Source organism: Thermomonas aquatica (assembly GCF_006337105.1).
Taxonomy (GTDB): domain Bacteria; phylum Pseudomonadota; class Gammaproteobacteria; order Xanthomonadales; family Xanthomonadaceae; genus Thermomonas; species Thermomonas aquatica.
This window is the reverse complement of the sequence record NZ_CP040871.1, coordinates 2,805,304-2,832,069: the sequence shown is the minus strand read 5'-3', so window position 1 is coordinate 2,832,069 and position 26,766 is coordinate 2,805,304. Positions and strand designations below refer to the sequence as shown.

Below are 26,766 nucleotides of genomic sequence, written 5' to 3'. Positions count from 1 at the left end.
GCTTCCGGAAACGCGATGCGCCGGCATAACCGGCGCATCGCGGAACACCTGCGGACAGGGCAACGATTACTTGACCGCGCCCAGCTCGACCTGGATGGCGACGGCCTGCTGCGCGAACTGCTGGTTCTGGTCGCCCACGCCCTTGCCCGGCGGCACCACCACTTCCCACACCGCACCCTGCGACATCAGCGGCAGGGTTTCCTTCAGCGCGGGGATCGGCGCATCGGAGACCTTGAACGCCGGCGGGGTCTGCACGCCGCTGAGCGGCACGCCGACCGCGGCGAGGAAGCTGCGCAGCGCGATCTGCACCTGGCTGGTGGCGGTGACCTTGGCGCCGGTGCCCTGCTTGGCGATGCGGTACATGATGCCGCTCGGCAGGGTCACCACGCCCTGCTGGGCCTTGTACTTGGTGACGAAGTCCGTGGACTGCGCCTGGTTGTCGGCCAGCGCCTTCTTGAACGCGTCTTCCATCTTCTTCTGCACGCGCTGCTGGAAGCCGGAATAGGCCGTGCCCAGCTGCTGCTCGGTATAGGCCGGCTGCTTCTTGGCATAGGCGTCCTGCACGCCGCGCACGACGGTGGCGATGTCGATCGGTTCGCCGGAGTTGACCAGTTCCTGGCCCAGCGACCAGCCGAAGGCGTAGCTCGCATGGGTCTTGTCGACCGCACCGGACGCCGCCGGGGCGGCCGTAGCGGCAGCGGGCTTGGCCGGGGCCGGCGCGGCCGGCTTGGTCTGCGCCGAGGCGATGCCGGCGGTGAGGGTCAGGGCCGCCAGGCTGGCAGCAAGCACGCGCAACTTCATCAACACAACCTCGCTCAAAATTTGGGGCGGCTTCGCCGCCCTTGGGTCCGACGCGGCCAGGCCGCGCGGTGCTTAACTTGCCGCCGGTCGAACCGCCCCGGATGGACACGCTAGGATAGCGGCCGCAGGGCTTAACCGCCACTGAGGCCTTACTCCGACCCGCGCCAGCCGGGAAAAGTTCCAACCCCTCCCCCTTCACGCAAAAACGACTCCCAGAGGCCGCATGACCAACCCCCTGCTGCTGATCGCCACCGCCGACGGCGTGCGCACGATCCGCGTCAACCGCCCCGACAAGCTCAACGCGCTGAACGCAGCGACCCTGGACGCGCTCGACGCCGCCTTCGCCGACGCCGCCGTCGACGATGCGGTCCGCGTGGTGGTCCTGACCGGCAGCGGGCCCAAGGCGTTCGTGGCCGGCGCCGACATCGCCGAAATGAATGCGCTGAGCCCGGTGCAGGGCCGCGATTTCTCCCTGCGCGGGACGCGCATGATGCGCCGTGTCGAAAAGATGCCGAAGCCGGTGATCGCGATGGTCAACGGCTTCGCCCTCGGCGGCGGGCTGGAACTGGCGATGTGCTGCCACCTGCGCATCGCCGCCGACAGCGCCAAGCTCGGCCAGCCGGAGATCAACCTCGGCCTGATCCCGGGTTTCGGCGGCACCCAGCGCCTGCTGCGCCTGTGCGGCCGCGCCGCCACCCTGGAGCTGTGCCTGACCGGCGCGCCGATCAATGCCGAACGTGCGCTGCAGCTCGGCATCGTCAACCGCGTGGTGCCGGCGGCGGAACTGGAAGCCGAGACCATGAAGCTTGCGGCGCAACTCGCGGGCTCGGCGCCACTGGCCCTGCGCGGCATGATCGACTGCGTCAACATCGGCGGCGAATGCGGGATCGAGGAAGGCCTGGAATACGAAGCCGCGCAGTTCGGCCTGGTGTTCTCCACCCAGGACATGCGCGAAGGCACCTCGGCGTTCCTGGAAAAGCGCAAGCCGGCGTTCCACGGACGCTGATGGCCGCGCCCTGCCCGCATTGCGCCTGCGCGTCCGCCGACGGCGCCGGCGCGCATGCCTTGCTGGCGCTGTTGGCCGCGGACGACCTGGATGCGGCGATGACGCAGGGCCTGCTCGACGCACATCGCTGTCCGGCCTGCGCTGACGGTTGCAACGCACGCCTCGCCGCCGCGCGCGACCAGCGACGGCTCGCGCTCGCCGCGCGCGACCGTTACCGCGCGCGTGGCGCAAGGCTCGCACGGCGCAAGGCCGAACGCGAAGCGGCGCGTGCGCCAGCATCCTCGCAAGCCGCCAAGGCGCCGGCATTGCCGTCGGCCGCCGCCGACGTGCTGGCGCGCGCACTGGCGAAAGCGGCCGCGCGCACGCCATGAAGCCGGCATCGGAACGTCCCGTGCGCGGCAGCAAGCTGACCCGCGGACAGATCGTCGAACTGTTCTCGCGCCTGCGCGAGCTCAACCCGGAACCGACCACCGAACTGGAATACACCAGTCCGTTCGAATTGCTGGTGGCGGTGATCCTGTCAGCGCAGGCCACCGATGTCGGCGTGAACAAGGCGATGCGCAAGCTGTTCCCGGTCGCGAACACGCCGCGGGCGATCCTCGCGCTGGGCGAGGACGGGCTGAAGCCGTACATCGCCACCATCGGCCTGTTCAACACCAAGGCGGTGAACGTGATCGCCATGTGCCGGCTGCTGCTCGAGCAACATGAGGGCGAAGTGCCGCGCACGCGCGCCGCACTGGAAGCCCTGCCCGGGGTCGGCCGCAAGACCGCCAACGTGATCCTCAATACCGCGTTCGGCGAACCGACCATCGCCGTCGACACCCATATCTTCCGTGTGTCCAACCGCACCGGGCTGGCGCCGGGCAAGACCGTCCGCACCGTCGAAGACAAGCTGGTGAAGCTGGTGCCGGAGGAATTCCGGCTGGACGCCCATCACTGGCTGATCCTGCACGGACGCTACACCTGCAAGGCACGCAAGCCGGACTGCCCGCACTGCCCGATCCGGGACCTGTGCAAGTTTCCCGGCAAGACCGCCGCCATCGATGACGACAGCGCATGGCGCGCACATGTCGATAAAAAGACAGCCTTGTCACAATAACGAAAGATTCACGCCCTAGGCTGCGCGCCATCGGCACCCCGCGTGCCGCTTCCCAACCTCACCAGGGCAACCCCATGAAACTCTCCCGCCGCACCCTGTCCATGGCCTTGCTGGCCGCCCTCGCCGCCCCGGCCGCGCACGCGGAAGTGCCGATCGACGTGATCGCCGGCTCCGAAGTCAGCTTCGAGGGCCTGCTGCAGGCCGACGCCAACTGGTTCCACAGCGACCTGGCCAACCTCAACGGCTCGGCCACCGACGGCAAGGACGGCGACTTCAAGCTGCGCCGCGCCGAGCTGGTCCTGAAAGGCAAGGGCCCGGGCAACTTCGAGTGGGTGCTCGGCTACGACGCCAAGGCCGACAAGTGGCTGGATACCAACCTGAAGTACAAGATCGGCGGCAACAGCAGCAACTTCGTCCAGTTCGGCCAGTTCAAGCAGCCCAACAGCCTGGAAGAGCTGAGCTCGACCAAGAACAACGATTTCATCTCCAAGGCCACCATCACCAATACCTGGGCAGTCGCCCGCCGCGTCGGCGTCGCCTACGGCATGGGCGATGCCAACTGGAGCGTGACCGGCAGCGTGTTCGGCCGCGAATTGACCCGCAACCTGGGCGCCGGCAACGGCTTCGGCCTGCGCGGCACCTGGGCGCCGATCAACGAGACCGGCAACCTCCTGCACCTCGGCCTGTCGTATGCCCGCTATGACGCCGAACTCGGCGCCGTCGGCAACAACGTGCAGGATACCCAGCGCTGGCGCGCCCGCCCGAACGCCGACCTGTCCGGCGTGCGCCTGGTCGATACCGGCAACCTGACCCTGGCCGACAAGGTCGCCACCACCGGCCTGGAAGGCATGTGGGTCAAGGGACCGTTCAAGCTGCAGGGCGAGTACATGCGCAGCACCACCGGTCGCGGCGGCAGCTTCTCCGACTTCACCGGCAAGGGTGCCTACCTCAGCGCGCTGTGGAACGTGACCGGCGAGACCTGGGGCTACAAGGCGGGCACCCCGACCACCCCGCTGCCGAACGAGCCGGAATCCGGCATGTGGCAGGTCGGCCTGCGCTACGACACCATCGACCTCAACGACGGCAGCCTGAACACCAGCGGCGCCACCCCGGTGGTCACCGGCGTGCTGGGCGGCAAGATGGATGCGTGGACGCTGGGCGCGAACTGGTACCTGCGCTCCAACTTCAAGCTGGCGGCGAACTACGTGAAGGTCACCAGCAGCAAGTACAACAGTACGGCCAAGGCGATCCTCCACGACGACCCGAGCGTGGTCGAGTTCCGCGCGCAGTTCTTCTGGTAAGCGCCGCACCGCCATCGGACCCGGAGGGGCGCGACGCAAGTCGCGCCCTTTTTCGTTCGCGCGCGGCCGGCACTGTCATCGATCTGTCATCGCACCTCCATCGCGCTGTCATCGAACCGTTATGCAATGCACGCAGCCGGGCAGCGGCCCGCCTTTCCAATTTCGTGCACAACCTCTGGAGCATCGCGTGTTCAAGTCCATCCAATTCCGCGTCGCCGCCCTCGCGCTGGCGACCAGCTTCGCCGCAGGCGCCATGGCCGCCGATGTCACCGGCGCTGGCGCGTCGTTCGTGTACCCGGTCATGTCGAAGTGGTCGTCCGACTACGCCAAGGCCACCGGCAAGAAGGTCAACTACCAGTCGATCGGCTCCGGCGGCGGCATCGCCCAGATCAAGGCCGGCACCGTCGACTTCGGCTCGTCCGACGCCCCGTTGAAGCCGGAAGAGCTGGACAAGTTCGGCCTGGCCCAGTTCCCGTCGGTGATCGGCGGCGTGGTGCCGGTGCTGAAGGTGCCGGGCGTGGTCGCCGGCGCGATGAAGCTGGACGGCGAGCTGCTGGCCGACATCTTCCTGGGCAAGGTCGAGAAGTGGAACGACCCGCGCATCGTCGCGCTGAACGGCGGCCTCAAGCTGCCCGACCTGAAGATCACCGTGGTCCACCGTTCGGACGGCTCCGGCACCACCTTCAACTTCGTCAACTACCTGTCGAAGGTCAACGCGCAGTGGAAGTCCACGGTCGGCGAAGGCACCGCGGTGAAATGGCCGGTCGGCATCGGCGGCAAGGGCAACGAGGGCGTGACCGCCTACGTCAAGCAGATCAACGGTTCGATCGGCTACGTCGAGCTGTCCTACGCGCTGCAGCAGAAGCTGACCTACAGCCGCATGAAGAACGCCGCCGGCAACTTCGTCAACCCGAGCGACGACACCTTCTCCGCCGCCGCCGCCAACGCCAACTGGAAGAACGCCAGGGACTTCTACCTGGTGATGACCAATGCGCCGGGCGAGAACAGCTGGCCGATCACCGCCACCAATTTCATCCTGATGTACAAGACCCCGAAGAACGCCGCCGGTGCCAGGAACGCCAAGGACTTCTTCAAGTGGGTGTACGCCAACGGCGACGCCCAGGCCAAGGCGCTGGACTACGTGCCGCTGCCGGATGCGCTGGTGCAGCAGATCGACGCCTACTGGGCGACCGAGATGAAGTACTGATCCGAATCCCCCGACCAGGGATGTACGTCGCGAGCGGGCCTTCGGGCCCGCTTTTTTTTGCGCCTGAACCCGGCGTTGTGACGAAAGCCGGGGCGCTGTCATCGACATGTCACAAAAACATCATTTCATGTCGCCATCCGAACAATGCGACCAGAAGACGAGCCCCCGATGAACCGCACCCTGCCCCGCATCGCCGCCCTCAGCCTGTGCCTGCTGGCCGGCCTGACCGCCTGCAAGAACGAATCCGCGCCGGCCGCCGCCAATGGCGAGGCCGCGTCGACGGCTTCGGCCCCGGTCGGCGACAAGGTCGCCGCCGAGATCACCGGTGCTGGCGCCAGCTTCGTGTATCCGCTGATCTCCAAGTGGTCGGCCGACTACGCGGCCGCCACCGGCAACAAGGTCAATTACCAGTCGATCGGCTCCGGCGGCGGCATCGCCCAGATCAAGGCCGGCACCGTCGACTTCGGTTCCTCGGACAAGCCGCTGGCACCGGAAGAACTGGCCAAGGACAGCCTGGTGCAGTTCCCGTCGGTGATCGGCGGGGTGGTGCCGGTGGTCAACCTGCCCGGGATCGAAGCCGGCAAGCTGCGCCTCACCGGCGCGCTGCTCGCCGACATCTACCTGGGCAAGGTCGCGATGTGGAACGACGCGGCCATCGTCGCCGCCAACCCGGGCGTGGCGCTGCCGGCGGAGAAGATCAGCGTGGTGCGCCGCTCCGACGGTTCCGGCACCACCTACAACTTCACCAACTACCTGTCCAAGGTCAGCGCCGACTGGAAGGCCAAGGTCGGCGAAGGCACCACCGTGAACTGGACCGGCACCAGCGTCGGCGGCAAGGGCAACGAGGGCGTGGCCTCGTACGTGAAGCAGCTGAAGGGCGCGATCGGCTACGTCGAGCTGTCGTACGCGCTGCAGAACAGGATGGCGCATGCGGCGATGCAGAACGCATCCGGCGCGTGGGTACAGCCAAGCGCGGCCAGCTTCGCCGCGGCCGCCGCCAGCGCCGACTGGCAGAACGCACGGGACTTCAACCTGGTGATCACCAATGCGCCGGGCGCCGATGCGTGGCCGATCGCCGCCACCAATTTCATCCTGATGCGCAAGCAGCCGCGCGACGCGGTGGCCGCCAAGGCCGCGCTGGAATTCTTCCGCTGGTCGCATGGCAACGGCAGCGCGCAGGCGCAGGCGCTGGACTACGTGCCGCTGCCGGCGGAACTGGTGCAACAGGTCGAGGCGTACTGGGCGGCGCAGCTGAAGTAAGCGCGCCCAGTCCCCCATCGAGCCGAGACCACGCATGAATGCCACCGCCCTTCCCGCGTCGGCGCGCGACATCGTCGACGCGCGCAACGACCGCCTGTTCCGCTGGCTGCTGACCGCCACCGCCGTGTTCGTATTGGTCACCCTGGCCGGCGCCGCGCTGTCGATGCTGTGGGGCGGCCGCAGCGTGCTGGCCAGCGAAGGCCTGGACTTCTTCTTCTCCACCGACTGGAACCCGGTCGAGGACAAGTACGGCGCGCTGGTGCCGATCTACGGCACCGTGGTCACCGCGATCATCGCCATGCTGATCGCGGTGCCGGTGAGCTTCGGCATCGCCTTCTTCCTGACCGAGGTCGCGCCGCGCTGGCTGCGCACCCCGGTGGGCACCGCGATCGAACTGCTGGCCGGCGTGCCTTCGATCATCTACGGCATGTGGGGCTTCTTCGTGCTGATGCCGGTGATGCGCGAATCGCTGATCCCCTGGCTCAACGACCACGTCGGCCCGCTGGCGCTGATCGGCCCGCTGTTCCAGGGCCCGCCGATCGGCGCCGGCATGCTGACCTCCGGCATCGTGCTGTCGATCATGGTGATCCCGTTCATCTCCTCGGTGATGCGCGAGGTGTTCCTGACCGTGCCGTCGCGGCTGAAGGAATCGGCCTACGCGCTGGGCGCGACCAAGTGGGAAGTGAGCTGGGACATCGTGTTGCCGTACACCCGCTCGGCGGTGATCGGCGGCGTGTTCCTCGGCCTGGGGCGCGCGCTCGGCGAGACCATGGCGGTGGCCTTCGTGATCGGCAACAGCGTCGGCTTCACCAAGTCGTTGCTGGAACCGTCCACCACCATCGCCGCGCTGATCGCCAACGATTTCGGCGAGGCCACCGAAACCTACCGCGCCGCGCTGCTGCTGCTCGGCTTCGTGCTGTTCATCGTGACCTTCGTGGTGCTGGCGATCGCCCGCCTGATGCTGATGCAGCTGGCACGCAAGGAGGGCAACCGATGAGCGCCGCGACGGCTCCCGCTTCGATGGCCCGCGACAAGGCGCGCAGCGCGCTGTATCGGCGCCGCGGCATCACCAACATCATCGCGATCGCGCTGGCCTGCGCCGCCGCGCTGTTCGGCCTGGCCTTCCTCGGCTGGATCCTGTGGACGCTGCTGGCCAAGGGCCTGGCCCACCTCGGCCCGTCGCTGTTCACCCAGGACCAGCCGCCGCCGATGGAAGCCGGCGGCCTGCGCAACGCCATCGTCGGGTCCCTGCTGATGTGCGGCATGGGCGTGGCGATCGGCACGCCGCTCGGCATCGCCGCCGGCACCTGGCTGGCCGAAGTCGGCAACAACCGCAAGCTCGGCACGGTGGTGCGCTTCGTCAACGACATCCTGCTGTCGGCGCCGTCGATCGTGCTCGGCCTGTTCGTCTACGCGGCGTTCGTGATGCAGACCGGCGGCAATTTCTCCGCGATCGGCGGCGCGCTGGCGCTGGCCTTCATCGTGCTGCCGGTGGTGGTGCGCACCACCGACGAGATGCTGCGGCTGGTGCCGGTGCAGATGCGCGAAGCCGCGCTGTCGCTGGGCGTGCCGCAGTGGAAGGTGACCATGCAGGTGCTGTACCGCAGCGCCCTGCCCGGCATCGTCACCGGCGTGCTGCTCGCGCTCGCCCGCATCTCCGGCGAGACCGCGCCGCTGCTGTTCACCGCCTTCGGCAACGAGTTCTTCAGCCTCGACGTCACCGGCGCGATGAGCGCGGTGCCGCTGGTGATGTACAAGTTCGCAGGCTCCGGCTTCGAGAACTGGGAGCACCTGGCCTGGGCCGGCGCGCTGCTTGTGACCCTGTTCGTGCTGGCCATCAGCCTGATCGCGCGCACCTTGCTACTGCGCAACAAAGTCGCAAATGACTAACTTCCCGCGGATCGATCCCATGAACGATGCACGCCTTTCCGTCGCCGCCGCCGTGCGCGACGCCGCCCTGCCGCTGGCGCCGCCGGTGAAGATCGCCGCGCGCGACCTGAACTTCTGGTACGACAGGTTCCACGCGGTCAAGCACATCAACCTGGAGGTGCCGGAAAAGCGCGTCACCGCGCTGATCGGCCCGTCCGGCTGCGGCAAGTCCACCCTGCTGCGCGTGTTCAACCGCATCTATGCGCTCTACCCGAAGCTGGAGGCCAAGGGCGAGGTGCTGCTGGACGGCGAGAACATCCTCGATGCCAAGTACCCGATGAACCGCCTGCGCAGCAAGGTCGGCATGGTGTTCCAGAAGCCGGTGCCGTTCCCGATGACGATCTACGAGAACGTGGCCTACGGCATCCGCCACCACGAGCGCCTGGGCAAGGCCGACATGGACGCGCGCGTCGAGCAGGCGCTGCGCCAGGCCGCGCTGTGGGACGAAGTGAAGGACAAGCTGAAGACCAGCGGCCTCGGCCTCTCCGGCGGCCAGCAGCAGCGCCTGTGCATCGCCCGCGCGGTCGCACTGCGCCCGGACGTGCTGCTGCTCGACGAACCGACCTCGGCGCTGGACCCGATCTCCACCAGCCGCATCGAACAGCTGGTCGAGGAGCTCAAGCAGGACTTCACGATCATGATCGTGACCCACAACATGCAGCAGGCCGCGCGCGTGTCCGACTACACCGCCTTCATGTACCTGGGCGACCTGGTCGAGCACGGCGCCACCGAGCAGATCTTCTCCAACCCCTCGAAGCAGCAGACCGAGGACTACATCACGGGACGTTTCGGCTGATGAACGAGCACAACCACATCGTCAAGAGCTACGACCAGGAGCAGGCCGCCCTGCTCGACGAACTGATCCGCATGGGCCAGATGTCGGTGGCGCAACTGGATGCCGCGCTCGACGTGGTCGAACGCCGCGACGACAAGGCCGCCGAGCGCGTGATCGGCAACGACGAGGCGATCGACGCAATGGAGCAGCAAGTCAACCACGACGTGATCCGGCTAATCCGCCGCGGCCCGATGGCTACGGACCTGCGGGTGATCCTGGCTGCGTTGCGGGTGGCCTCGGACATCGAGCGCATCGGCGACCTCGCCGCCAACATCGCCAAGCGTTCGATGGCGCTGAACCTGAGCCCGCCGCTGCCGCACACCCGCGGCCTGGACGCGCTCGGCCGCATGGCCGCGCGCCAGGTGCGCGAGGTGCTCGATGCCTACGTCCAGCGCGACGGCGATGCCGCCCTGCGCGTGCGCGCCAACGACGCCGAACTGGACACCCTGTACACCGGCCTGTTCCGAGAACTGCTGACCTACATGATGGAAGACGCGCGCGCGATCACCCCGTGCACGCACCTGCTGTTCATGGCCAAGAACCTGGAGCGGATCGGCGACCACGCCACCAACATCGCCGAGAACGTGTGGTTCCTGATCCACGGCGAGGAACTGATGCCGCCGCGCGACAAGCGCGACGAAAGCAGCACCACGGTGGTGTGAACGCACCGATCCGCCGCATGGATGCCTTCGGGCAAGTCGCGGCAGCGCCGTCCGCGCGGTAGGATGCCGGCACACCACGATGCGCCGACGCGCCGGAGTTGCCATGTCACAGTCCAAAACCAACAAGCCGGTCGCCCTGGCGATCGGCGCCGCCGTCGCCACCGGCACCCTGGTCGCCGGTTCGCTGTTCTCGATGCAGGCGATGGCCAGCGGCTACATGCAGGATGCCCCCAAGGCCGAAGCCAAGGCCGCCGAAGGCAAGTGCGGCGAAGGCAAATGCGGCGAGGGCAAGTGCGGCGGCGACCAGGCTGCCGCCAAGGGCAGTGGCGCCTCCGTCGGCAAGCCCAATCCCGGCAAGCACCACGCCATGGCGGACATGGACGCGGACAAGGACGGCCGCCTGTCGCGCGCCGAGTTCGATGCCGCGCACAAGGGCATGGAGGAGAAGTTCGCCGCCCACGACATCGACGGCGATGGCTTCATCACCCAGGCCGAGATGGACCAGCACCATGCCGCGATGAAGGACATGCCGGCGCAGGACGCCGGCAAGGCCAAGGCCGAGGGCAAGTGCGGCGAAGGCAAATGCGGCGAGGGCAAGTGCGGCGGTTCCAACTGACCGCGCATGCCTGAGGCATTGCCGATGCGCAGCGCGGGCCTCGGCCTGCGCCGCGCGCTGATCGACGCGTTGATCGAGGCGCCCGCGGGCGCCTTCGATTTTCTGGAATGCGCGCCGGACAACTGGATCGGCGTCGGTGGCGGGCTGGGCGACAAGCTCGCCATGCTGTCCTCGCGGCATCCGCTGAGCTGCCACGGCCTGTCGCTGTCGCTGGGCGGGCCGGATCCGCTGGACATGGCATTCCTGCGCAAGACCCGCGATTTCCTCGAACGCCACCAGACCGCGCTGTACAGCGAGCACCTCAGCTACTGCAGCGCGGACGGCCATCTCTACGACCTGCTGCCGATCCCGTTCACCGACGAAGCCGTGCGCCACGTCGCCGCGCGCATCCGCGACGTGCAGGACGCACTGGGCCGGCGCATCGCGATCGAGAACGTGAGCTACTACGCCGCGCCGTTCCAGGCCTTGAGCGAAGTGGAATTCGTCGACGCCGTGCTGCGCGAGGCCGACTGCGACCTGCTGCTGGACGTCAACAACGTCCACGTCAATGCCATCAACCACGGCTACGATGCGCACGGCTTCATCGACGCGATGCCGACCGCGCGCATCGCCAGCTACCACGTCGCCGGCCACTACGACGAGGCCGATGACCTCAAGATCGACACCCACGGCACGCCGGTGAAGGACGCCGTCTGGGGCCTGCTGGCGCATGCCTACCGCGTGCACGGCGTGCGCCCCACGCTGCTGGAGCGCGACTTCAACTTCCCGCCGTTGCCGGTGTTGCTGGACGAAGTGCAACGCATCCGCGACCTGCAGGTGCAGCCCGCATGAGCCGCCTGCGCGAACAATTCGAGGCGATGGCCCAGCACGTGCGCGATCCGGATGCGCACGCCGGGCCGCCCGGCATCGAGGCCCGCCGCCTCAAGATCTACAGCGACCTGGTCTACAACAACCTGGACGGCTTGCTGGCCGGCGGTTTCCCGGTGATCCGCAAGACCCTGGGCGATGCCGGCTGGCAGGCGCTGCTGCGCGGCTTCCTCGCCCGCCACCACAGCCGGACGCCGCTGTTCACCGAGCTGGGCCGCGAACTCATCGCCCACATCGAAGCCGAACCCGATCCACGGCGCCCGTGGCTGGCGGAGCTCGCGCATTACGAATGGGCCGAACTCGGCCTGCAGCTCAGCGATGCCCCGATGCCGGCGCACGATGCGCACGGCGACCTGCTCGATGGCGTGCCGTTGCTGTCGCCGCTGGCCTGGCCGTTGGCCTATCGCTGGCCGGTGGACCGCATCGGGCCGGAGCATCAACCGACGGCCGCGCCGGCAGAACCGACCCTGATCCTGTTGCGCCGCGAATCCGATGGCCGCGTGCATTTCTCCAAGCTGTCGCCACTGCTGTACCGATTGCTGGAGCTGATCGGCGCGAACCCGGGGCGCAGTGGACGCGAGCTCTTGCTTCGCCTGGCCGATGACGCCGGGCAAGCCGACTTCGACGCCTTCCTGCACGATGCCGTGCCGATGCTGGCACGCCTGCATGCCGAAGGCGTGCTGCCCGGCACCCGCGCATAGCGGGTCGTTCGCGCTCGACCCGCAACGCGGCGCGGCGCGGTTCTCCGCTCAGAACCAGAAGCGGAGGCCCGCGACCAAGCGGGTATCCCGGACCTCTTCGCCGGCGGCGCGGCGCATGCCCGAGGTGCGGCCGAACGCCCGCTCATGGACGATGCCGATGTAGGGCGCGAACTGGCGGGTGACCTCGCAACGCAGGCGCGCGCCCGCCTCCGCCGTGCCCAGTCCGGAACCGATGCCGCGCCGCGCGTCGTCCTTGCCATGGAATTCGAGTTCGAGCAGCGGCTGCAGGATCCAGCGATCGCTCAGCCGCGTTTCGTATTCGACTTCGAGCCGCGCGCCGGCCTGCCCGGACCGGCCGAGGTAGGCGGTGGCCGCGACCTCGAACTTGTACGGCGCCAGCCCCTGCACGCCCACCGCCACGAAGTCCTGCGCGGCGCCCGGCTTGAAGTCGTGGCGCATGCCGGCCACGACCTCCCACCAGCGGGCGAACGCGCGCCCGTACAGCACTTCCAGATCCGCGCTTTCGGCGTGCCCGCCGCTGCGCTCGCCTTCGCTGCGCAGCCAGAGCTTGCTGCGGTCGCCGCCGACCCAGCCGCGCGCTTCCCATGCCTGGCCGCTGCCGGGCCCGGCGTCGAATCCCTCGAGGCGATTGAACAGCACGTAGTACTGCCGCGTGGTGCCGTGCATCGCGTGTCCGCCCGCAGGCGGCACCGCCGCCGCGCGATCGGCGTCGGTGGGCGGCGGGACCGGGGTGGCGGGCCGGCCGTCGGCGCGCGGCATCGCCATGCCCTGCATGCCGGACATGTCATGGCCCATGCTCGAGTGATCCATCTGCGCATGCTCGATCGCCGTTTGCGCAGCCGGCGCCCGCGCATCCCGCGCGGGTTCGGCTTTCGCCGCCGGCGCAGCGCGATCCATCTTCGAGTGGTCCATCTTCGAGTGATCCGCCTGCTGCGCGAATGCCGGCGTCGCCGACAGCAGCGCGAGCCCGAACAGGCCTGTCGCCAGGGTCTTCATGCGATGCCCTCCCCGACCCGCACCGTGCGCATCATCCCCGCCTCCATGTGGTACAGCAGGTGGCAGTGGTAGGCCCAGTCGCCCAGCGCGTCGGCGCGGACGCGGTAGCTGCGCCTGCTGCCGGGCGGCATGTCGATGGTGTGCTTGCGCACCAGGAACCCGCCCTGCGCGTCCTCCAGGTCGCTCCACATGCCATGCAGGTGGATCGGGTGGGTCATCATCGTGTCGTTGACCAGCACGATGCGCAGGCGCTCGCCGTAGTTGAGGCGCAGCGGTTCGGCATCGGCGAACTTGCGGCCGTCGAAACTCCAGGCGAAACGTTCCATGTGGCCGGTCAGGTGCAGTTCGATCTCGCGTCCCGGCTCGCGGCCGTCCGGATCGTCGAACGCGCTCTTGAGCATCGAATAGCTCAGCGCCTTGCGCCCGTTGTCGCGCAGGCCGATGCCGGGATCGTCGAGTTTCGCCACCGGCGACATCGCCTGCATGTCGACCAGCGGGTTGCCGGTTTCGCTGGCCGGGTGCGACTGCATGCCGGCGCCATGCCCCATGCCGGGCTTCGCGCCGTGGTCCATGCCCGGCATGCCCATGTTCGCGCCGCAGGCCATCTCGCCGGCCTTGGCCGCGGCCATGCCGCCATGCCCCATGTCGGCCATGCTCAGCAGCGGGCGCGGATCGACCGGCGGGACCGGCGCGCGCAGGCCTTCGCGCACCGCCAGCGTGCCGGCGACGTAGCCGGTGCGGCCCATGTCCTGGGCGAAAATGGTGAACGCGTCCTGGCCGGAGGGCTCGACGATCACGTCGTAGGTCTCGGCGGTGGCGATGCGGAACTCGTCGACCGTCACCGGGTGCACGTACTGGCCATCGGCGGCGACCACGGTCATCTTCAGGCCGGGGATGCGCACGTCGAAATGGGTCATCGCCGAGCCGTTGATGAAACGCAGGCGGAGCTTCTCGCCGCCGCGGAACAGGCCGGTCCAGTTGCCCAGCGAGGTGCTGCCGTTGAGCAGGTAGGTGTAGGTGTTCGCGTTGACATCCGACAGGTCGGTCGGCGACATCCGCATCCTGCCCCACTGCCTGCGATCCGCGAGCGTCGCCGCCAGGCCGTCGCGTCCGGCATCGCGCATGAAGTCGCCGACCGTGCGCAGCGCATGGTTGTCGTACATCGGCATCTTCTTCAGCCGCGAGAACAACCGCCGTGGATCGAGGTCGGTCCAGTCGGACAGCAGCACCACGTAATCGCGGTCGTAGGCGAACGGTTCGGGCTCGACCGGATCGATGATCAGCGCGCCGTACAGGCCGGCCTGCTCCTGGAAGCCGGAATGGCTGTGGTACCAGTAGGTGCCGCCCTGGCGGACATCGAAGCGGTACCGGTACGTCTGGCCGCGATGGATGCCGTCGAAGCTCAAGCCCGGCACCCCGTCCATGTTGGCGGGCAGCAGGATCCCGTGCCAATGGATCGAGGTTTCGTGGCCGTGGACCGAGCCGGCCGGCAGCGCATTGGACACCCGCAGGTTCACCGTGCTGCCCTCGCGCCAGCGCAGCACGGGCGCGGGCAGCGAGCCGTTGACGGTGACCGCGCTGCGCACGCGCCCGGTGAACGCCATCGGCGTCTCGCCGATGGTGAGGTCGAACTCGGTGCCGGACAGCACGTTGGCGTTGCCGGGCCCTTTCAATGCCCAGGCGGGTTTCGGCCACAGGCCGAGGCCGGCGATCGCACCGCCGGCCGCCAGGCCCTGCACGAATCGCCGCCGCGAAGGCTTGGACAGGCCATCGGCATCTCGGCCGAAAGGATCGGAAGACATGTGAACTCCATCGTGGTGTCGGGGCGTCCAGCGCAGGCGCCGGATCGAAGGCCGCAAGCGCAGCGCACGGCAGGCGCGCGCGCATGCGGATCGGCGCCGGTGGCGCCGCAGGACACTCAGCCGATGGGAGGTCGGATCAGGTGGGGCAAGGCCGGGGCGGCATGGCCCGCCGGCATCGGCCGGATGTCGCCGGCATGGGGCATCGCCGCACCGTGGAACGCGATCGCCGGCGGCAACGCGGCGGCATGGCTGATGCATGCACAGGCGCACGTGGCCGACTTGCAGCAGCCTGGCGCGGCGGGTTGCTTGGGCGATTGCTCCGGGCTCGCCATCGGCGGCGATCCGTCCTCGTGGCAGGGCATGGCATGCCCGGCCACCTGCGCCGGTTCGCTCGCGGCGGCATGGCGGTCGTCCGTGCCTGCATGCATCCGCACGGATGCCATCGCCGGCGCCACCCCGTTGAGCACGAGGGCGAAGCACAGCAACAGGCGCAGGAGGATGGCGCGAGCGGACATGGATTCCATCTTACCGTGCAGCGCCACGACGGGCGAAATGCAGCGCCGATCGACGCAGTGCGCAAGATCCGAATGGCTTCAGCGGTTGCCGGGCGTGCGCAGGGCGGTCACGCGCCATACGCGGTTGCCGACATCGTCGGCGACCAGCAGCGCCCCATCGCCGCCGATCGCCACCCCGGCGGGCCGGCCGCGCGCATTGCCTCGACCGTCGAGGAAGCCGGTCAGTACGTCCACGGGTTGGCCTTGCGGCTTGCCGTTGGCGAAGGGAACGAACACGACCTTGTAGCCCGCGGGTTCGCGGCGGTTCCACGAACCATGCAGGCCGACGAAGGCGCCCTCGGCATAGCCGGGCAGGCGCGCGCCCTTGGCGAAGGCCAGGCCCAGCGGCGCGACATGCGAACCCAGCGCATAGTCCGGCGCGATGGCACGCGCCACCAGATCCGGCCGCTGCGGCCTGACCCTGGCATCGACATGCTGGCCGTAATAGCTGTATGGCCAGCCATAGAACGCGGCCTCGCGCACCGAGGTGAGGTAGTCGGGCACCAGCTGGTCGCCGAGTTCGTCGCGTTCGTTGACCACCGTCCACAGCGCACCGGTGGCCGGCTCCCACGCCATGCCGACCGGATTGCGCAAACCCGAGGCGAACACGCGCTTGCGGCCGCTTGCGGTGTCGATCTCGAGGATGTCGGCACGCCAGGCTTCCTCCTGCATGCCGTTCTCGGCGGCATTGCTGTTGGATCCGACCCCCACGTAGAGGCGGCGGCCATCGCCACTGGCGAGCAGACTCTTGGTCCAGTGATGGTTGCGCGGGCCACCCGGCAAGTCCGTCAGTTTGCGCGGCGCTTCGGCGATGGCGGCCATGCCGTTGCGCGGGGATCGCCAGGCGACGCTGACGATGGCGTCGGCATTCGCCACGTACAGGCGGCCGCCGGCCAAGGCCATGCCGAAGGGCGAATGCAGACCGGCCAGCAGGATCCTGCGCGTCTCGGCCACGCCATCGCCGTCGGCGTCGCGCAACAAGCTGATCCGGTTCGCACTCGGCACGCCCGCGCCCGCGCGGCCCATCACCTTCTTCATGAACCATGCGCGCAGTCCTGTTTCGGCGGGCTTCGGCGGCGCATTGGTCTCCGCCACCAGCACATCGCCATTCGGCAACACGTACAGCCAGCGCGGATGCTGCAAGCCTTCCGCGTAGGCATTCACCGCGAGACCCGGTGCCGCTTCGGGTTTTTCCGCGGCTCGCCAACCGACCGCCGGGGCGATGTTGATGGTGGGGATCGGGCGCGGCGCGCGGGGCGCAGGCAATGCGGGATTGGAACCGGTCTGGCTGGCGTCGGTGCGTTGCGCCCCGGCGTCCTGCGGTGCGGCGCACGCTGCCATGGCGGAGCCGAACACCAGGCAGAGGGCAATGCCCTGCGCTGTTCGCGCGATCGGGCCTTGCCCTCGCCCTGTCGCGGACGCATCGGCCCTGGCGCCTTCCGGCCTTGCGCTCGACCATGCCGGTACGCGCGATCCGCCCGGCGCGCGATGCGCGATTGCGGGCGCAGGCGCGTTGCGCTCGATTCGATTCGCCTGGCGTGTTTGCTTGGCGGTGGGCATGAGCACACTCCTTGCACGTCGGCATATCCCGGCTCGCGCAGCATCGCGCCGCCTGCGTCACGCCCTCGTCAAACGATGGCGATCGCGCTGAACGAACGCAAAGCGGGGCATGAACCGTGCCGGGTAGCGGAATTCGCCCGCCGCGACGACGCCTTGGAGCTCCACAGCTAGCTGCCGTGCATCGCCACCGCCCGGCTGCGTCGGCCCGACTGCCTGCCGTTCAGCAACCTGCCGAGCACGCTGCGCCGGACCAGCAGCTGGTAGCTGGCGAACGACAACAGCGCCGTGGCCGATACCGAGATCGCGAACTTGGCGGCCCAGTGCATCGGCAGGTCCAGCAGCCGGTACTGGATCGCAAGCAGCAATGGCAGGTGCACGATGTAGACCCAGTACGAGCCATCGGCGAGCCAGCGCATGGCCGCGTTGCGGGTGTCCAGCCATCGCTGCGCGGCGAGCAGGCACCACAGCGTCATCCAGAGCCCGGCGCAGGCTTCAAGCAGGGCATGCAGCATGTGCTGGGCGGTGGAAGCATGCGTGGCCGCGAATCCGTCGGTCAGGCGGAACAGCAACGCGTAGGCCGCAATCGCGCCGATCGGCAGCAAGGCCGACAGCGGCTGCAGGCGCGCGAGCAAGGCCTCGTGATGGAACAACTGGTAGCCGAATGCGAAGTAGACGCCGAAGAACGCCAGCGCCCATAGCGCGGGCACGAAGAACTCCGGCGCGGGCCATGGCGTCCCGGTCAGTGCCAGTGCGGGCGCCAGCAGCACCGGCAGGCCGGCAAGCATCGCGACCGCGGGCATCGCCGCGATCCTGCGGCCGATGCGCCCCAGCTCCAGCGTCGACGCGATCCAGACCATCAGCGTGAACAGCAGCAGGTAGAACAGGAACCACAGGTGCGCCCAACCCGGCATCGACGGCATCGCGCCGTGCTGGGCGATGTAGGCGCGGATCCACGCCAGCGCCGGCGACGGATGCGCCGCCGACAACGCCGCGCGTTCGGTCAGCCGGCCCATGCCGGCGAGCACGAGCGGTGCGAACAATACCAACGGCAGCAGCACGCGCACGCCACGATTGCGGAACAGGCCCGCCATGCCGCGCCGCGCCACCAGCAGCGCCGCGAAATATCCCGCCACCGCGAAGAACAGCGGCATCCGGAACATGTGCAGGAACCAGGCGAACGCATCGACGATGCGTGCGTTGCCAGCATCCGCCGCCGGCCACACCGGATGCATCAGCGGGCTGTAGGCGAGCGCCGCATGGAAGACCACGCCGGCCAGCATCGCCAGCGCGCGCAGGTTGTCCATGTAGTGGACGCGGTTGCCGGCCTGCATCGCGGCGAGCTCAGAGGAACGAGGCCTTGCGCGCATGCGCCCAGCCGGCGGCGAGGATCGCGATGGCCATCACCGCCAGTTCGCCGCCGACCAGCCCCAGCACCTGCGGACTCCAGACGACGGCATCGCCCCGCAGATGCTCGCGTATGCCATCCATCCAGGTGACCCAGTAGATGAAGGGTCCGATCAGTGTCATCAGCGCCAGCATCGCGAAGGCGTTCCAGCCTTCCGAATCCACCGCGATCGCCACGCACAGCGAGACGATGAAATTCACCAGCACGAACAATGCGATCAGCACCACCCATGGCACGGCGCCGTCGGGACCCGGCGTGGCCAGGATCAGGCCCAGCAGGCCGCCGGTCACGAGCAGGAACGGCACCATGTAGATCGTCAGGTTGGCCAGCAACTTCCCCCAGAAGACGTCCATCGGCGTCACCGGCAGGCTCATCACGAAGGGCTGGGTCTGTTGCTTGCGTTCGGCCATGACCAGGGACCCGACCGCGAAGGTGCCCACCACGATCAGCAGCACCAGCAGCAACAGCCCACCGGCGGCCGACATCAGCGGCGTGCCCATCCCCACCAACCCCAGGGCAAACAGCAGGCCACCGATGAAGCCCGCGAGTTGCTTCTGGTAGACCTGCCAATCCTTGACGATCAGCCTGCGGACCATCGCGGCATCGGATGCGAGCCAGTTCATGCGTTGCCGCTCCCGCGGACGGTGGTGATGAAGATGTCTTCCAGCGACATCGGCTCGATCGATTCGACGGCAAGCCCGAGCGCCTGCAGCGCAGGCAGGGTGGCATCGTCGAACGCGCCGGTCTTCACTTCCAGCAAGGGCGCGCTGTCGCGGATCGAGGCGACGCCCGGCAGGCGGCGAAGCGCCTCCGTGGACGCGCCGCGGCAAAGGATCCGCCGCCAGCCGTCGAGGAAGGATTCCTTGTCGCGCGCGGCGACCACGTGGCCGCCATGCAGGAAGGCGATCGAATCGGCGATCTGCTCGATGTCGGCGGTGTTGTGCGAGGAGAACAGGATCGAGCGTTCTTCGTCGCGCAGGACGTCGGCGATGGCGTCGAGCACCTCGCCGCGCGCGACCGGATCCAGCCCCGTGGTCGGCTCGTCCAGCAACAGCAGCCGCGGATGGCGGGCGAAGATCAGCAGCAGCAGGGCCTTGACCCGTTGCCCGTGGGAGAAGCCGCCGAGTGCCTGCTGCGGCCGCAGGTCGAAGCGCTTCAGCAGGTCCTGCGCATAGGCCTCGTCCCACGCGGGATAGACGCTGCGGATGAAGTCCATGTGCCAGCGCAGGCTCTGCCCGCGATACAGGCGCATGTCGTCGGAGGCGTAGCCGATCTCGCGCTTCACCGCGACCTGCGCCTGTGGCATCCGTTGGCCGAGCACCTCCACCGTGCCGCCATCGGCACGGACAAGGCCCATCAGCAGACGCAACAGGGTCGACTTGCCGGCGCCATTGACGCCGACCAGGCCCATCACCTGCCCGGCCGGCAGCACCAGGTCGATGTCGTGCAGGGCGAAGCCGTCGTAGTGCTTGCGCACGCCTTGCAGCGCGATGGCGGGGATCATTGCGGTTTCCCTGGATCGTGGTTCTTGGTCGTGTGTGCGGCGTCGGCCTGCCCGGCCAGCGCCTGTTCCACCCGTTCGACGATCTCCCGTCGCGCGAGCCCGAGCTTCCTGGCCGCCTCCAGCAGCCCCTGCAACTGCGCCTGGAATTCCTGGGTGGCCAGCGCCTGGGTGGCGTCCAGCGCATCGGCCACGAACGAACCCTTGCCGTGCCGCGTCACGATCACGCCGGCCCGCTCCAGTTCCAGGTAGGCGCGCTTGACCGTGATCACGCTGACGCGGCTGCCGGCGGCGAGCTCGCGGATGGATGGCAACGGCGCGCCCGCCTGCCATTCCCCCGCCATCACCTTGGCGACGACCTGCTCCACGATCTGCACGTACATCGGCGTGCTCGAGTGCGGAGACAGCAGCAGTTCGTCGCCCATGCAGGCCTTCGACTTAGTGTGTATAGTGAATATACACAGATATTTTCAGTCGTCAATGGCCGACCGCAGGAGCGACCGCGCGGGCAGCCGCAAGCACATGCCGCCGGCGAACCTCACCGCGGCATGTTCGACGGGCCGAGCCGGCCCGGGACCGGTCCGCGCGGATCCGCCCGCGCCTGCGCCTGGCCTCAGTCCTTCCAGGTCTTCCGCAACGGATGCGCCTCGGTGTTGAACACCACGCCATCGAAGTCCAGCGCGGACGGCGGCGAGAACAGCAGCCAGTAGTACTTGAAGGTTTCGGCGAACAGGAAACTCTCCATCGCGTCGCGCCGCTCCATCGTGCGCACGTCGCGGATCGCCGCATAGCCTGCGTCGGTGCGGGCGTGGCGGACGAAGTCGTCGAAGAACTCGCGGCCCATCGCGCGCCAGCGCGGGTCGCGGGTGTAGTGATGCAGGTAGTACGCGGACTCGACGATCTCCGGGCGCAACTGGTAGCCACCGGACACGACCTCCATCTTGCGGTAGTCGAGCGCTTCGGGCTCGATGCCGTGCAGTCGCCACATCGCCTGGCCGGACCGTTGCAGGCGCGCGGCGCGGTCGATGTCGCCGCCCAGCGCCAGCACCGCCGGCAGGAACGCGTCCAGCGCGCCGTAGACGCTGGCAGCGCGCGCGCCCGTGTCCATGTCCGCGTGGCCGTACCAGAGCTCGCCGTCGCGCAGTTCGTCGGCGAGATAGGCGTTCATCGGGCCGACGCTCTGCTCCCACATGCGCTTGCAGTCCTGGTCGCCGAACAGCTTCCAGCACTTCAGCAGGTATTCGTAATAGGAGTCGATGCCGCCGCCGATGTGGCTGTCGCGGTCGGTCCATGCGCCGGTCTCGACATCGATGCCGCTGCCGACCAGGCCGATCTTCGACCGCCGCTCGAAGGTCGCGACCAATGCGCGCTTGGCCTTGTCGTAATAGACCGGCTTGCCGGTGAGTTTCGAGAGCGTGCCGAACTCCAGCAGCAGGGTGCCGGTCTCGGCCGGGTTGCTGACCTTGCCGCTGGCCTCGCCGGTGCGCAGGTTGACGTGGGTGTACGGCAGGCCGGTGGGCGACTCGAACGCCGGCAGCAGGCGCGTGCCGAGGTCGTCGGCCAACTCGAGCAGCTTGCGGTCGCCGGTCATCTGGTAGCCGGACAACAGGCCGCCGAGCAGGCGGATGGTGACCTCGAAGTTCTGCACCTTCATGTCGTGGTCGAACGACAGGCGGGTGACGATCAGTTCGCGCGCCTCGGCGGCCTCCTTGTCCAGCCCCATCAACAACAGCGTGTCCAGCGCATCCACCGGGGTCATCAGCAGCGACTGCGGATACCAGTCGTGCGGCGCCTTGCTCAACGGCTTGAGCGCGTCGTGGCCGCTCGCGTAGCGCATGTAGCCCTGCCAGGCGTGGCGGGTTTCCTCGCGCACGCGTGCGGCCATGCGCGCGGCTTCGGCGTCGTCCATCGGCTGTGCGTAAGCCGCGGCGGCGGGCGCACCCGGCCTGGGCGGGGATTGCGCGCAACCTGCGGCCATCGCCAGCATCGACAAGGCCGCGGCCAGGCCCAAGGCGCGAACGGACGCGCCGCTCACTTGCCCGGCCTCAGCAGGTTCATCACTTCGTAGGCCGCACCCATGGTGTGGTAGTCGGTCTTGCCGGCCGGACTCTTCTGGTCGCCGTACTTGCGGTTGTCGGCATCGAGGATGCGGTACCACGCGCCATGCGCGTGATCGACCAGGTGCGCCCACGCATACGCCCACAGGTGTTCATACCAGTCCCAGTACTGCGGCTCATCGAAGCGCGCGGCCAGCAGCGCCGCGGCGGCCAGCGACTCGGCCTGCACCCAGAAATACTTGTCGTCGTCGCAGACGAACATCCCCTCGGGAAGAAGCCCGCCGCCGATCGGCGCACCCTGCATGCCAGGTTGCCGCCGCGCTTCCGGCGCGAAGCCGTAGTACATCCCGCCGCGTTCGCTGTCCCAGGAGCACGCCAGCGCGGTGTCGAACAGGTGGCGCGCCATCGGCGCCAGCCAATCGGTCGCCACGTGGCGATCGAGGATCAACAGCAGCTTGGCCCATTCGGTCTGGTGGCCGGGCTGGAATCCCCACGGGCGGAACAGGTGCTTCGGATCGTCGAGGTGGTAGTTCCAGTCCACGTTCCAGTCGCTGTCGTAATGCTCCCAGACCAGGCCGCCGGCCTGGGCCGCCTGCCGGCGGGTCATGTTGCCGGCCAGCAGCAGCGCGCGGTCCAGCCAGCGCGTGTCGTCGCTGGCCTCGTAGGCGGCGAGCATCGCCTCGCACATGTGCATGTTGGCGTTCTGGCCGCGATAGCCGCTGAAGTTCCAGTCGGCATCGGCCTCGTCCCTGTACAGGCCGTGTTCCGCCTCCCAGAAGCGCGCTTCCAGCAGCAGCCAGACTTCCTCCATCCAGTCGGCGGCCTCGGCCACGCCGGCCATCCGCGCATGCGCATACGCCAGCAGCACGAAGGCCAGGCCGTAGCAGTGGTTGCTGCGGTCCTCCGCCGCGCCGTCGCGGATCGTCCAGGCATAGCCGCCGGTCTCGGCGTCGAGATGCGCATAACACAGGTAATGCAGGCCGTGCAGCATCGCCTCGCGGTATTCCGCGTTGCCGAACTCGCGATACGCCATCGCGTAATTGAAGACGAAGCGGGTGCTGCTGACCAGGTGGCGATGGCCCGTGTCGTAGACCGTGCCGTCGTCCTTGAAGTAGTGGAAGAAACCGCCGGCCGGATCGATGCAGCGCGGATGGTAGAACGCCATCGTGCGGGCGATGTGCGCGCGCAGGAACTCGGGCGAACGGAAATCAGGCTGGTCCATGGAGGTCCTCGTCCTGCAGCAGGCGGATGACTTCGGCGTGGGTGGGCATGGCGGCGAATGCGCCATGGCGGGTGACCGCGAGCGCGCCGCAGGCGGCGGCGAAGCGCATCGCGTCTTCGATCGCGGCGGTATCGGCGACGAACGCGTCGATGCCGGCCGCATCGATGCCCCGCTCCGCGAGCCGGTACAACAGGCCGCCGACGAAGGCGTCGCCGGCCGCGGTGGTGTCGATGGCGCGCACCCGGAAACCGGCGACCGTGCCGCCGGCATCGCGCGCATGCCAGCGCATGTCGGCGGCGCCGTCGGTGACCAGCACCAGCCGCGCATGGCCGGCGAACAGCCGCGCCAGCACGGCCCGCTCGCCGCCCAGCGGTGCCGCCAGGTAGTCGAGTTCGTTGCGTGCCAGCTTCACCAGGTCCGCCGCGTCCAGCAGGCGCCACAGCCACGGATGTGGGTCGACTTCCCGCGGCCACAGCGCCGGCCGCAGGTTGAGGTCGACGCTGGCCAGCACGCCGGCAGCGCGCGCGCGGCGCATGCCGGCGAAGGTGGCCTCGGCGATGGCGGGTTCGGTCAGGCTGTTGGAACAGGCATGGAAGGATGCCGCGCGTTCGAACATGGCCGGCTGGAAATGCGCGTCGCGGAACAGCAGGTCCGCGGCCGGCGGCCGATGGAAACTGAAGCTGCGCTCGCCTTCGTCGTCCAGGGCGACGAAGGCCAGCGCGGTCTTCGCCGCATCGGTGCGGACGATGCCCGAGGTGCCGACGCCGGCATCGCGCAGGCTGCCGAGCAGGAAGTCGCCGAACATGTCTTCGCCGAGCATGCCGATGAACTGCGCAGCGCCGCCCAGCCGCGCCACCGCCACCGCCACATTGGCCGGAGCGCCACCGGCGAACTGCAGGAAGCTGCGCGGCGCACCAGGCGCGTCGCCGGGACGGGCGAGGAAGTCGATCAGCGCCTCGCCGAAGCAGAGGATCCCGCGTCCCATCGCGGCCTCATCCATCGCGGCGCGAACCCCGCAGGCCGTACCAGACGATGTAGCCGTAGCACAGCAGCGGCAGCACGAAGGCATGCTGCACGCCGATGCGGTCGGCCAGCAGGCCCTGCGCGAACGGCACCACCGCGCCGCCGACGATCGCCATGATCAGCAAGCTGGAGGCCTTGCCGGTCAGCGGGCCGAGGCGTTCGATGCCCAGCGCGAAGATGGTCGGGAACATGATCGAGTTGAACAGGCCGATGGCGACCACGCTGTACACCGCCAGCGAACCGGCGCCCGACATGGTGAGCAGCAGCAGCGCCACGCAGGCCAGCGCGAACAGCGCCAGCAGCGTGCGCGGCGGGAACTTCGCCAGCAGCGCGGAGCCGATGAAGCGGCCGACCATCGCCAGCGTCCAGTAGGCGGACACATAGTTGGTCGCATGTTGCTCACTGAAACCGCCGATCTCCGGCATCGACAGGTAATTGACCAGGAAGCTGCCGATCGCCACTTCCGCGCCGACGTAGAAGAAGATCGCCAGCACGCCGAACAGCACATGCGGATGGCGCAGCGTGTCCATCAAAGTGTGCTTCTGGTCGTCGGCCTGTTCGGTGGTCTCGGTCAACGCGGGCAAGCGGAACAGGAAAACGAACACCGCGAGCAGGAAAAGCACGAATGCCAGCCCAATGTACGGCCCCTGCACAGACTGTGCTTCCGCTCCGCGATAGGCCAATTGTTGGGCTTCCGGCAATGCGGACAACTGCTCTGCACTCAAAATTGTGCCGCCCAGAATCAGCATGCCACCGAACTTTGGAGCAATTGCCGTGCCCAGCGAGTTCAACGCCTGCGCCAGGGTCAGCCGGCTGGAGGCCGTGCTTTCCGGCCCGAGCAAGGCGACGTAGGGATTGGCCGCGACCTGCAGCACGGTGATGCCGGTGGCCAGCACGAACAGCGCGGCGAGGAAGGCTTCGTAGATGCGCAGGTGCGCCGCCGGCCAGAAGCCGAGCGCGCCGATCCCGGCGATCACCAGCCCGGCGACGATGCCCTTCTTGTAGCCCAGGTGCGCGACCAGCCGGCCCGCCGGCAGCGACATCAGGAAGTACGCGCCGAAGAAGGTGAACTGCACCAGCATCGCCCGCGCGTAGTTCAGTTCGAACACCGCCTTGAGATGCGGAATCAGGATGTCGTTGAGGCAGGTGAGGAAGCCCCACATGAAGAACACCGTGGTGACCACGGCCAGGGCGACGCGGGTGTTGACCGCAGGCGCAGTTGCATCGCCCGATGGAGCGCCCGAAGGCATTTGCGAAATATGCATGGCTTGCGCGCCTCTCCTCGCGCGGTCTGGTTATCGGGTCAGTCGTGCAAGGGCGTGCCGCTGCTGTCGCGCACCACCAGCCGCACCGGCGCGATCACCCGGCGCACCGGCGCATCCGGATCGCGCACGCGCTCCAGCAGCAGTTCGGCGGCCTGGCGGCCGCGTTCGCGCGGATCGACGGCGAGCGTGGTCAATGCCGGCGTGGTCTGCGCGGCTTCGGGAATGTCGTCGAAGCCGGTCAGCGCGAAGTCCAGCCCCGGGCGCAGGCCGCGCTCCATCAGGCCGAGCTTGAAACCGAGGGCGACGTTGTCGTTGTAGCAGACCGCGGCGGTAAGCCCGTGCTCCTGCTGGAACAGCATGCGGGTCGCCTGCCTGGATTCGACGCGGTTCGGCGCGCATTCCACCAGCCAGCGCGGATCCGCGGCGACGCCGGCGGCGTCCATCGCGCCGAGGTAGCCCTGGCGGCGCTCCTGGCAGGAGCTGGAATCGGCATGGCCGCCGAAGAACGCGATCCGGCGATGGCCGAGCGACAGCAAGTGCTCGGTGGCCAGGCGCGCGCCGTTGCGGTTGTCGAGGGCGAGGAAATCCCATTGCGTGCCGGGGATCTCGCGGTTGAACACCACCACCGGCTCGTGGCCGAGCATGCGCTGCAGGCGCGGGCCATCGGTATGTTCCGCCGGCGACAGGATGATGCCGGCCGGGCTGTGCTCCATCAGCGACCCGAGCACCGCTTCCTGCCACTCCACCGACTCGCCGGTGCTGCCGAGCAGGGCGACATGGCCGGCGCCGACCAGCGCATCGCCCACCCCCATCGCGAATTCGGCGAAGAACGGATTGGAGAGGTCGTTGATGATCAGGGCGACGCTGCTCGACGTGCGCGTGCGCAGGTTGGCGGCCGCGCGGTTGTAGACGTAACCCAGCGCCGCGATCTGCCGTTCGACGCGCTCGCGTGTCTTGGCATGCACCAGCGGGCTGCCGCGCAGGACCAGCGACACCGTGGCCCGCGACACCCCGCTGGCGAGCGCGACGTCGTTGACGGTGATCTTCCTTTCCCGGTTCGGCCTGGCTGGACGCAT

27 protein-coding genes are annotated in these 26,766 nt (G+C 68.5%); 13 read left to right on the top strand and 14 right to left on the bottom strand.

Annotated elements, in window-relative coordinates:
* Positions 1-66: 66 nt before the first annotated feature.
* Positions 67-801: an FKBP-type peptidyl-prolyl cis-trans isomerase N-terminal domain-containing protein gene (locus FHQ07_RS13410; RefSeq protein ID WP_139717495.1), complete on the bottom strand. Its 735-nt coding sequence runs from the start codon at positions 799-801 to the stop codon at positions 67-69.
* Between the two features lie 223 nt (positions 802-1,024).
* Here FHQ07_RS13410 and FHQ07_RS13405 point away from each other — a divergent pair, with 223 nt between their 5' ends.
* The 13 genes from FHQ07_RS13405 (at position 1,025) to FHQ07_RS13345 (ending at position 12,284) form a co-directional block, all read left to right on the top strand.
* Positions 1,025-1,807, top strand: a complete 783-nt coding sequence (locus tag FHQ07_RS13405; protein WP_139717493.1) for an enoyl-CoA hydratase/isomerase family protein — start codon at positions 1,025-1,027, stop codon at positions 1,805-1,807.
* Complete coding sequence (locus FHQ07_RS13400) at positions 1,807-2,178, top strand: hypothetical protein (RefSeq protein ID WP_139717492.1); 372 nt, start codon at positions 1,807-1,809, stop codon at positions 2,176-2,178. Before FHQ07_RS13405 ends, FHQ07_RS13400 begins: the two co-directional genes overlap by 1 nt.
* On the top strand, positions 2,175-2,906 hold the full coding sequence (gene nth, locus FHQ07_RS13395) for an endonuclease III (protein ID WP_139717490.1): 732 nt from the start codon (positions 2,175-2,177) through the stop codon (positions 2,904-2,906). Before FHQ07_RS13400 ends, nth begins: the two co-directional genes overlap by 4 nt.
* Before the next feature lie 74 nt (positions 2,907-2,980).
* Positions 2,981-4,207 (top strand): OprO/OprP family phosphate-selective porin, encoded by a 1,227-nt coding sequence (locus tag FHQ07_RS13390; RefSeq protein ID WP_139717488.1) that lies wholly within the window; start codon positions 2,981-2,983, stop codon positions 4,205-4,207.
* 187 nt (positions 4,208-4,394) lie between these two features.
* Positions 4,395-5,414, top strand: coding sequence for a phosphate ABC transporter substrate-binding protein PstS (gene pstS, locus FHQ07_RS13385; RefSeq protein ID WP_168191571.1), 1,020 nt, complete (start codon positions 4,395-4,397; stop codon positions 5,412-5,414).
* Between the two features lie 168 nt (positions 5,415-5,582).
* Positions 5,583-6,674 (top strand): phosphate ABC transporter substrate-binding protein PstS, encoded by a 1,092-nt coding sequence (gene pstS / locus FHQ07_RS13380; RefSeq protein WP_139717485.1) that lies wholly within the window; start codon positions 5,583-5,585, stop codon positions 6,672-6,674.
* A gap of 34 nt (positions 6,675-6,708) precedes the next feature.
* Positions 6,709-7,671 (top strand): phosphate ABC transporter permease subunit PstC, encoded by a 963-nt coding sequence (gene pstC, locus FHQ07_RS13375; protein WP_139717483.1) that lies wholly within the window; start codon positions 6,709-6,711, stop codon positions 7,669-7,671.
* 23 nt (positions 7,672-7,694) lie between these two features.
* Complete coding sequence (gene pstA / locus FHQ07_RS13370; protein ID WP_139718099.1) at positions 7,695-8,564, top strand: phosphate ABC transporter permease PstA; 870 nt, start codon at positions 7,695-7,697, stop codon at positions 8,562-8,564.
* A complete protein-coding gene (gene pstB, locus FHQ07_RS13365; protein WP_425476922.1) occupies positions 8,557-9,399 on the top strand; it encodes a phosphate ABC transporter ATP-binding protein PstB in 843 nt (280 codons plus the stop codon). The genes pstA and pstB overlap by 8 nt, the downstream gene beginning before the upstream one ends.
* Positions 9,399-10,100: a phosphate signaling complex protein PhoU gene (phoU, locus tag FHQ07_RS13360; protein WP_139717479.1), complete on the top strand. Its 702-nt coding sequence runs from the start codon at positions 9,399-9,401 to the stop codon at positions 10,098-10,100. The genes pstB and phoU overlap by 1 nt, the downstream gene beginning before the upstream one ends.
* A 103-nt stretch (positions 10,101-10,203) precedes the next feature.
* Positions 10,204-10,716: an HvfA family oxazolone/thioamide-modified RiPP metallophore gene (locus FHQ07_RS13355; protein ID WP_168191570.1), complete on the top strand. Its 513-nt coding sequence runs from the start codon at positions 10,204-10,206 to the stop codon at positions 10,714-10,716.
* 6 nt (positions 10,717-10,722) lie between these two features.
* The gene (locus tag FHQ07_RS13350) at positions 10,723-11,547 is read left to right on the top strand and encodes an HvfB family MNIO-type RiPP peptide maturase (RefSeq protein WP_139717476.1); all 825 of its coding nucleotides are present in this window, start codon (positions 10,723-10,725) and stop codon (positions 11,545-11,547) included.
* Complete coding sequence (locus FHQ07_RS13345) at positions 11,544-12,284, top strand: HvfC family RiPP maturation protein (protein WP_139717474.1); 741 nt, start codon at positions 11,544-11,546, stop codon at positions 12,282-12,284. Before FHQ07_RS13350 ends, FHQ07_RS13345 begins: the two co-directional genes overlap by 4 nt.
* 48 nt (positions 12,285-12,332) lie before the next feature.
* Here the strand turns inward: FHQ07_RS13345 and FHQ07_RS13340 are convergent, their stop codons facing one another.
* The 13 genes from FHQ07_RS13340 to FHQ07_RS13280 form a co-directional block, all read right to left on the bottom strand.
* On the bottom strand, positions 12,333-13,301 hold the full coding sequence (locus tag FHQ07_RS13340; RefSeq protein ID WP_139717472.1) for a copper resistance protein B: 969 nt from the start codon (positions 13,299-13,301) through the stop codon (positions 12,333-12,335).
* A complete protein-coding gene (locus FHQ07_RS13335; RefSeq protein ID WP_139717470.1) occupies positions 13,298-15,103 on the bottom strand; it encodes a copper resistance system multicopper oxidase in 1,806 nt (601 codons plus the stop codon). The genes FHQ07_RS13340 and FHQ07_RS13335 overlap by 4 nt, the downstream gene beginning before the upstream one ends.
* Positions 15,104-15,219: 116 nt before the next feature.
* The gene (locus FHQ07_RS13330) at positions 15,220-15,618 is read right to left on the bottom strand and encodes a CopL family metal-binding regulatory protein (protein ID WP_168191569.1); all 399 of its coding nucleotides are present in this window, start codon (positions 15,616-15,618) and stop codon (positions 15,220-15,222) included.
* A gap of 78 nt (positions 15,619-15,696) precedes the next feature.
* Positions 15,697-16,998 carry a PQQ-dependent sugar dehydrogenase gene (locus FHQ07_RS13325; protein ID WP_139717467.1) on the bottom strand — a complete coding sequence of 434 codons (1,302 nt, stop codon included), beginning with the start codon at positions 16,996-16,998 and terminating at the stop codon, positions 15,697-15,699.
* Between the two features lie 386 nt (positions 16,999-17,384).
* Complete coding sequence (locus FHQ07_RS13320) at positions 17,385-18,584, bottom strand: acyltransferase family protein (RefSeq protein WP_139717465.1); 1,200 nt, start codon at positions 18,582-18,584, stop codon at positions 17,385-17,387.
* Positions 18,559-19,245: an ABC-2 transporter permease gene (locus tag FHQ07_RS13315; protein ID WP_139717463.1), complete on the bottom strand. Its 687-nt coding sequence runs from the start codon at positions 19,243-19,245 to the stop codon at positions 18,559-18,561. Before FHQ07_RS13315 ends, FHQ07_RS13320 begins: the two co-directional genes overlap by 26 nt.
* Complete coding sequence (locus FHQ07_RS13310) at positions 19,242-20,126, bottom strand: ABC transporter ATP-binding protein (protein WP_139717462.1); 885 nt, start codon at positions 20,124-20,126, stop codon at positions 19,242-19,244. Before FHQ07_RS13310 ends, FHQ07_RS13315 begins: the two co-directional genes overlap by 4 nt.
* Positions 20,123-20,548 carry a GntR family transcriptional regulator gene (locus FHQ07_RS13305; RefSeq protein ID WP_206202324.1) on the bottom strand — a complete coding sequence of 142 codons (426 nt, stop codon included), beginning with the start codon at positions 20,546-20,548 and terminating at the stop codon, positions 20,123-20,125. Before FHQ07_RS13305 ends, FHQ07_RS13310 begins: the two co-directional genes overlap by 4 nt.
* Positions 20,549-20,736: 188 nt before the next feature.
* Positions 20,737-22,158: a glycoside hydrolase family 47 protein gene (locus FHQ07_RS13300; protein WP_240703502.1), complete on the bottom strand. Its 1,422-nt coding sequence runs from the start codon at positions 22,156-22,158 to the stop codon at positions 20,737-20,739.
* Entirely contained in the window at positions 22,155-23,402 is a 1,248-nt protein-coding gene (locus FHQ07_RS13295; RefSeq protein ID WP_139717461.1) for an AGE family epimerase/isomerase, read from the bottom strand. Before FHQ07_RS13295 ends, FHQ07_RS13300 begins: the two co-directional genes overlap by 4 nt.
* Positions 23,389-24,387 (bottom strand): carbohydrate kinase family protein, encoded by a 999-nt coding sequence (locus tag FHQ07_RS13290; RefSeq protein WP_139717460.1) that lies wholly within the window; start codon positions 24,385-24,387, stop codon positions 23,389-23,391. The genes FHQ07_RS13295 and FHQ07_RS13290 overlap by 14 nt, the downstream gene beginning before the upstream one ends.
* A gap of 7 nt (positions 24,388-24,394) precedes the next feature.
* Complete coding sequence (gene fucP, locus FHQ07_RS13285) at positions 24,395-25,690, bottom strand: L-fucose:H+ symporter permease (protein ID WP_425476921.1); 1,296 nt, start codon at positions 25,688-25,690, stop codon at positions 24,395-24,397.
* Between the two features lie 38 nt (positions 25,691-25,728).
* Positions 25,729-26,766, bottom strand: a complete 1,038-nt coding sequence (locus tag FHQ07_RS13280) for a LacI family DNA-binding transcriptional regulator (RefSeq protein WP_139717456.1) — start codon at positions 26,764-26,766, stop codon at positions 25,729-25,731.

Coding starts and splice junctions, on each gene's coding strand:
- FHQ07_RS13410 (WP_139717495.1), bottom strand. CDS start 801: ATGAAGTTGCGCGTGCTTGCTGCCAGCCTGGCGGCCCTGACCCTCACC.
- FHQ07_RS13405 (WP_139717493.1), top strand. CDS start 1,025: ATGACCAACCCCCTGCTGCTGATCGCCACCGCCGACGGCGTGCGCACG.
- FHQ07_RS13400 (WP_139717492.1), top strand. CDS start 1,807: ATGGCCGCGCCCTGCCCGCATTGCGCCTGCGCGTCCGCCGACGGCGCC.
- nth (WP_139717490.1), top strand. CDS start 2,175: ATGAAGCCGGCATCGGAACGTCCCGTGCGCGGCAGCAAGCTGACCCGC.
- FHQ07_RS13390 (WP_139717488.1), top strand. CDS start 2,981: ATGAAACTCTCCCGCCGCACCCTGTCCATGGCCTTGCTGGCCGCCCTC.
- pstS (WP_139717485.1), top strand. CDS start 5,583: ATGAACCGCACCCTGCCCCGCATCGCCGCCCTCAGCCTGTGCCTGCTG.
- pstC (WP_139717483.1), top strand. CDS start 6,709: ATGAATGCCACCGCCCTTCCCGCGTCGGCGCGCGACATCGTCGACGCG.
- pstA (WP_139718099.1), top strand. CDS start 7,695: ATGGCCCGCGACAAGGCGCGCAGCGCGCTGTATCGGCGCCGCGGCATC.
- pstB (WP_425476922.1), top strand. CDS start 8,557: ATGACTAACTTCCCGCGGATCGATCCCATGAACGATGCACGCCTTTCC.
- phoU (WP_139717479.1), top strand. CDS start 9,399: ATGAACGAGCACAACCACATCGTCAAGAGCTACGACCAGGAGCAGGCC.
- FHQ07_RS13355 (WP_168191570.1), top strand. CDS start 10,204: ATGTCACAGTCCAAAACCAACAAGCCGGTCGCCCTGGCGATCGGCGCC.
- FHQ07_RS13350 (WP_139717476.1), top strand. CDS start 10,723: ATGCCTGAGGCATTGCCGATGCGCAGCGCGGGCCTCGGCCTGCGCCGC.
- FHQ07_RS13345 (WP_139717474.1), top strand. CDS start 11,544: ATGAGCCGCCTGCGCGAACAATTCGAGGCGATGGCCCAGCACGTGCGC.
- FHQ07_RS13340 (WP_139717472.1), bottom strand. CDS start 13,301: ATGAAGACCCTGGCGACAGGCCTGTTCGGGCTCGCGCTGCTGTCGGCG.
- FHQ07_RS13335 (WP_139717470.1), bottom strand. CDS start 15,103: ATGTCTTCCGATCCTTTCGGCCGAGATGCCGATGGCCTGTCCAAGCCT.
- FHQ07_RS13330 (WP_168191569.1), bottom strand. CDS start 15,618: ATGTCCGCTCGCGCCATCCTCCTGCGCCTGTTGCTGTGCTTCGCCCTC.
- FHQ07_RS13325 (WP_139717467.1), bottom strand. CDS start 16,998: ATGGCAGCGTGCGCCGCACCGCAGGACGCCGGGGCGCAACGCACCGAC.
- FHQ07_RS13320 (WP_139717465.1), bottom strand. CDS start 18,584: ATGCGCGCAAGGCCTCGTTCCTCTGAGCTCGCCGCGATGCAGGCCGGC.
- FHQ07_RS13315 (WP_139717463.1), bottom strand. CDS start 19,245: ATGAACTGGCTCGCATCCGATGCCGCGATGGTCCGCAGGCTGATCGTC.
- FHQ07_RS13310 (WP_139717462.1), bottom strand. CDS start 20,126: ATGATCCCCGCCATCGCGCTGCAAGGCGTGCGCAAGCACTACGACGGC.
- FHQ07_RS13305 (WP_206202324.1), bottom strand. CDS start 20,548: ATGGGCGACGAACTGCTGCTGTCTCCGCACTCGAGCACGCCGATGTAC.
- FHQ07_RS13295 (WP_139717461.1), bottom strand. CDS start 23,402: ATGGACCAGCCTGATTTCCGTTCGCCCGAGTTCCTGCGCGCGCACATC.
- FHQ07_RS13290 (WP_139717460.1), bottom strand. CDS start 24,387: ATGGGACGCGGGATCCTCTGCTTCGGCGAGGCGCTGATCGACTTCCTC.
- fucP (WP_425476921.1), bottom strand. CDS start 25,690: ATGCATATTTCGCAAATGCCTTCGGGCGCTCCATCGGGCGATGCAACT.
- FHQ07_RS13280 (WP_139717456.1), bottom strand. CDS start 26,766: ATGCGTCCAGCCAGGCCGAACCGGGAAAGGAAGATCACCGTCAACGAC.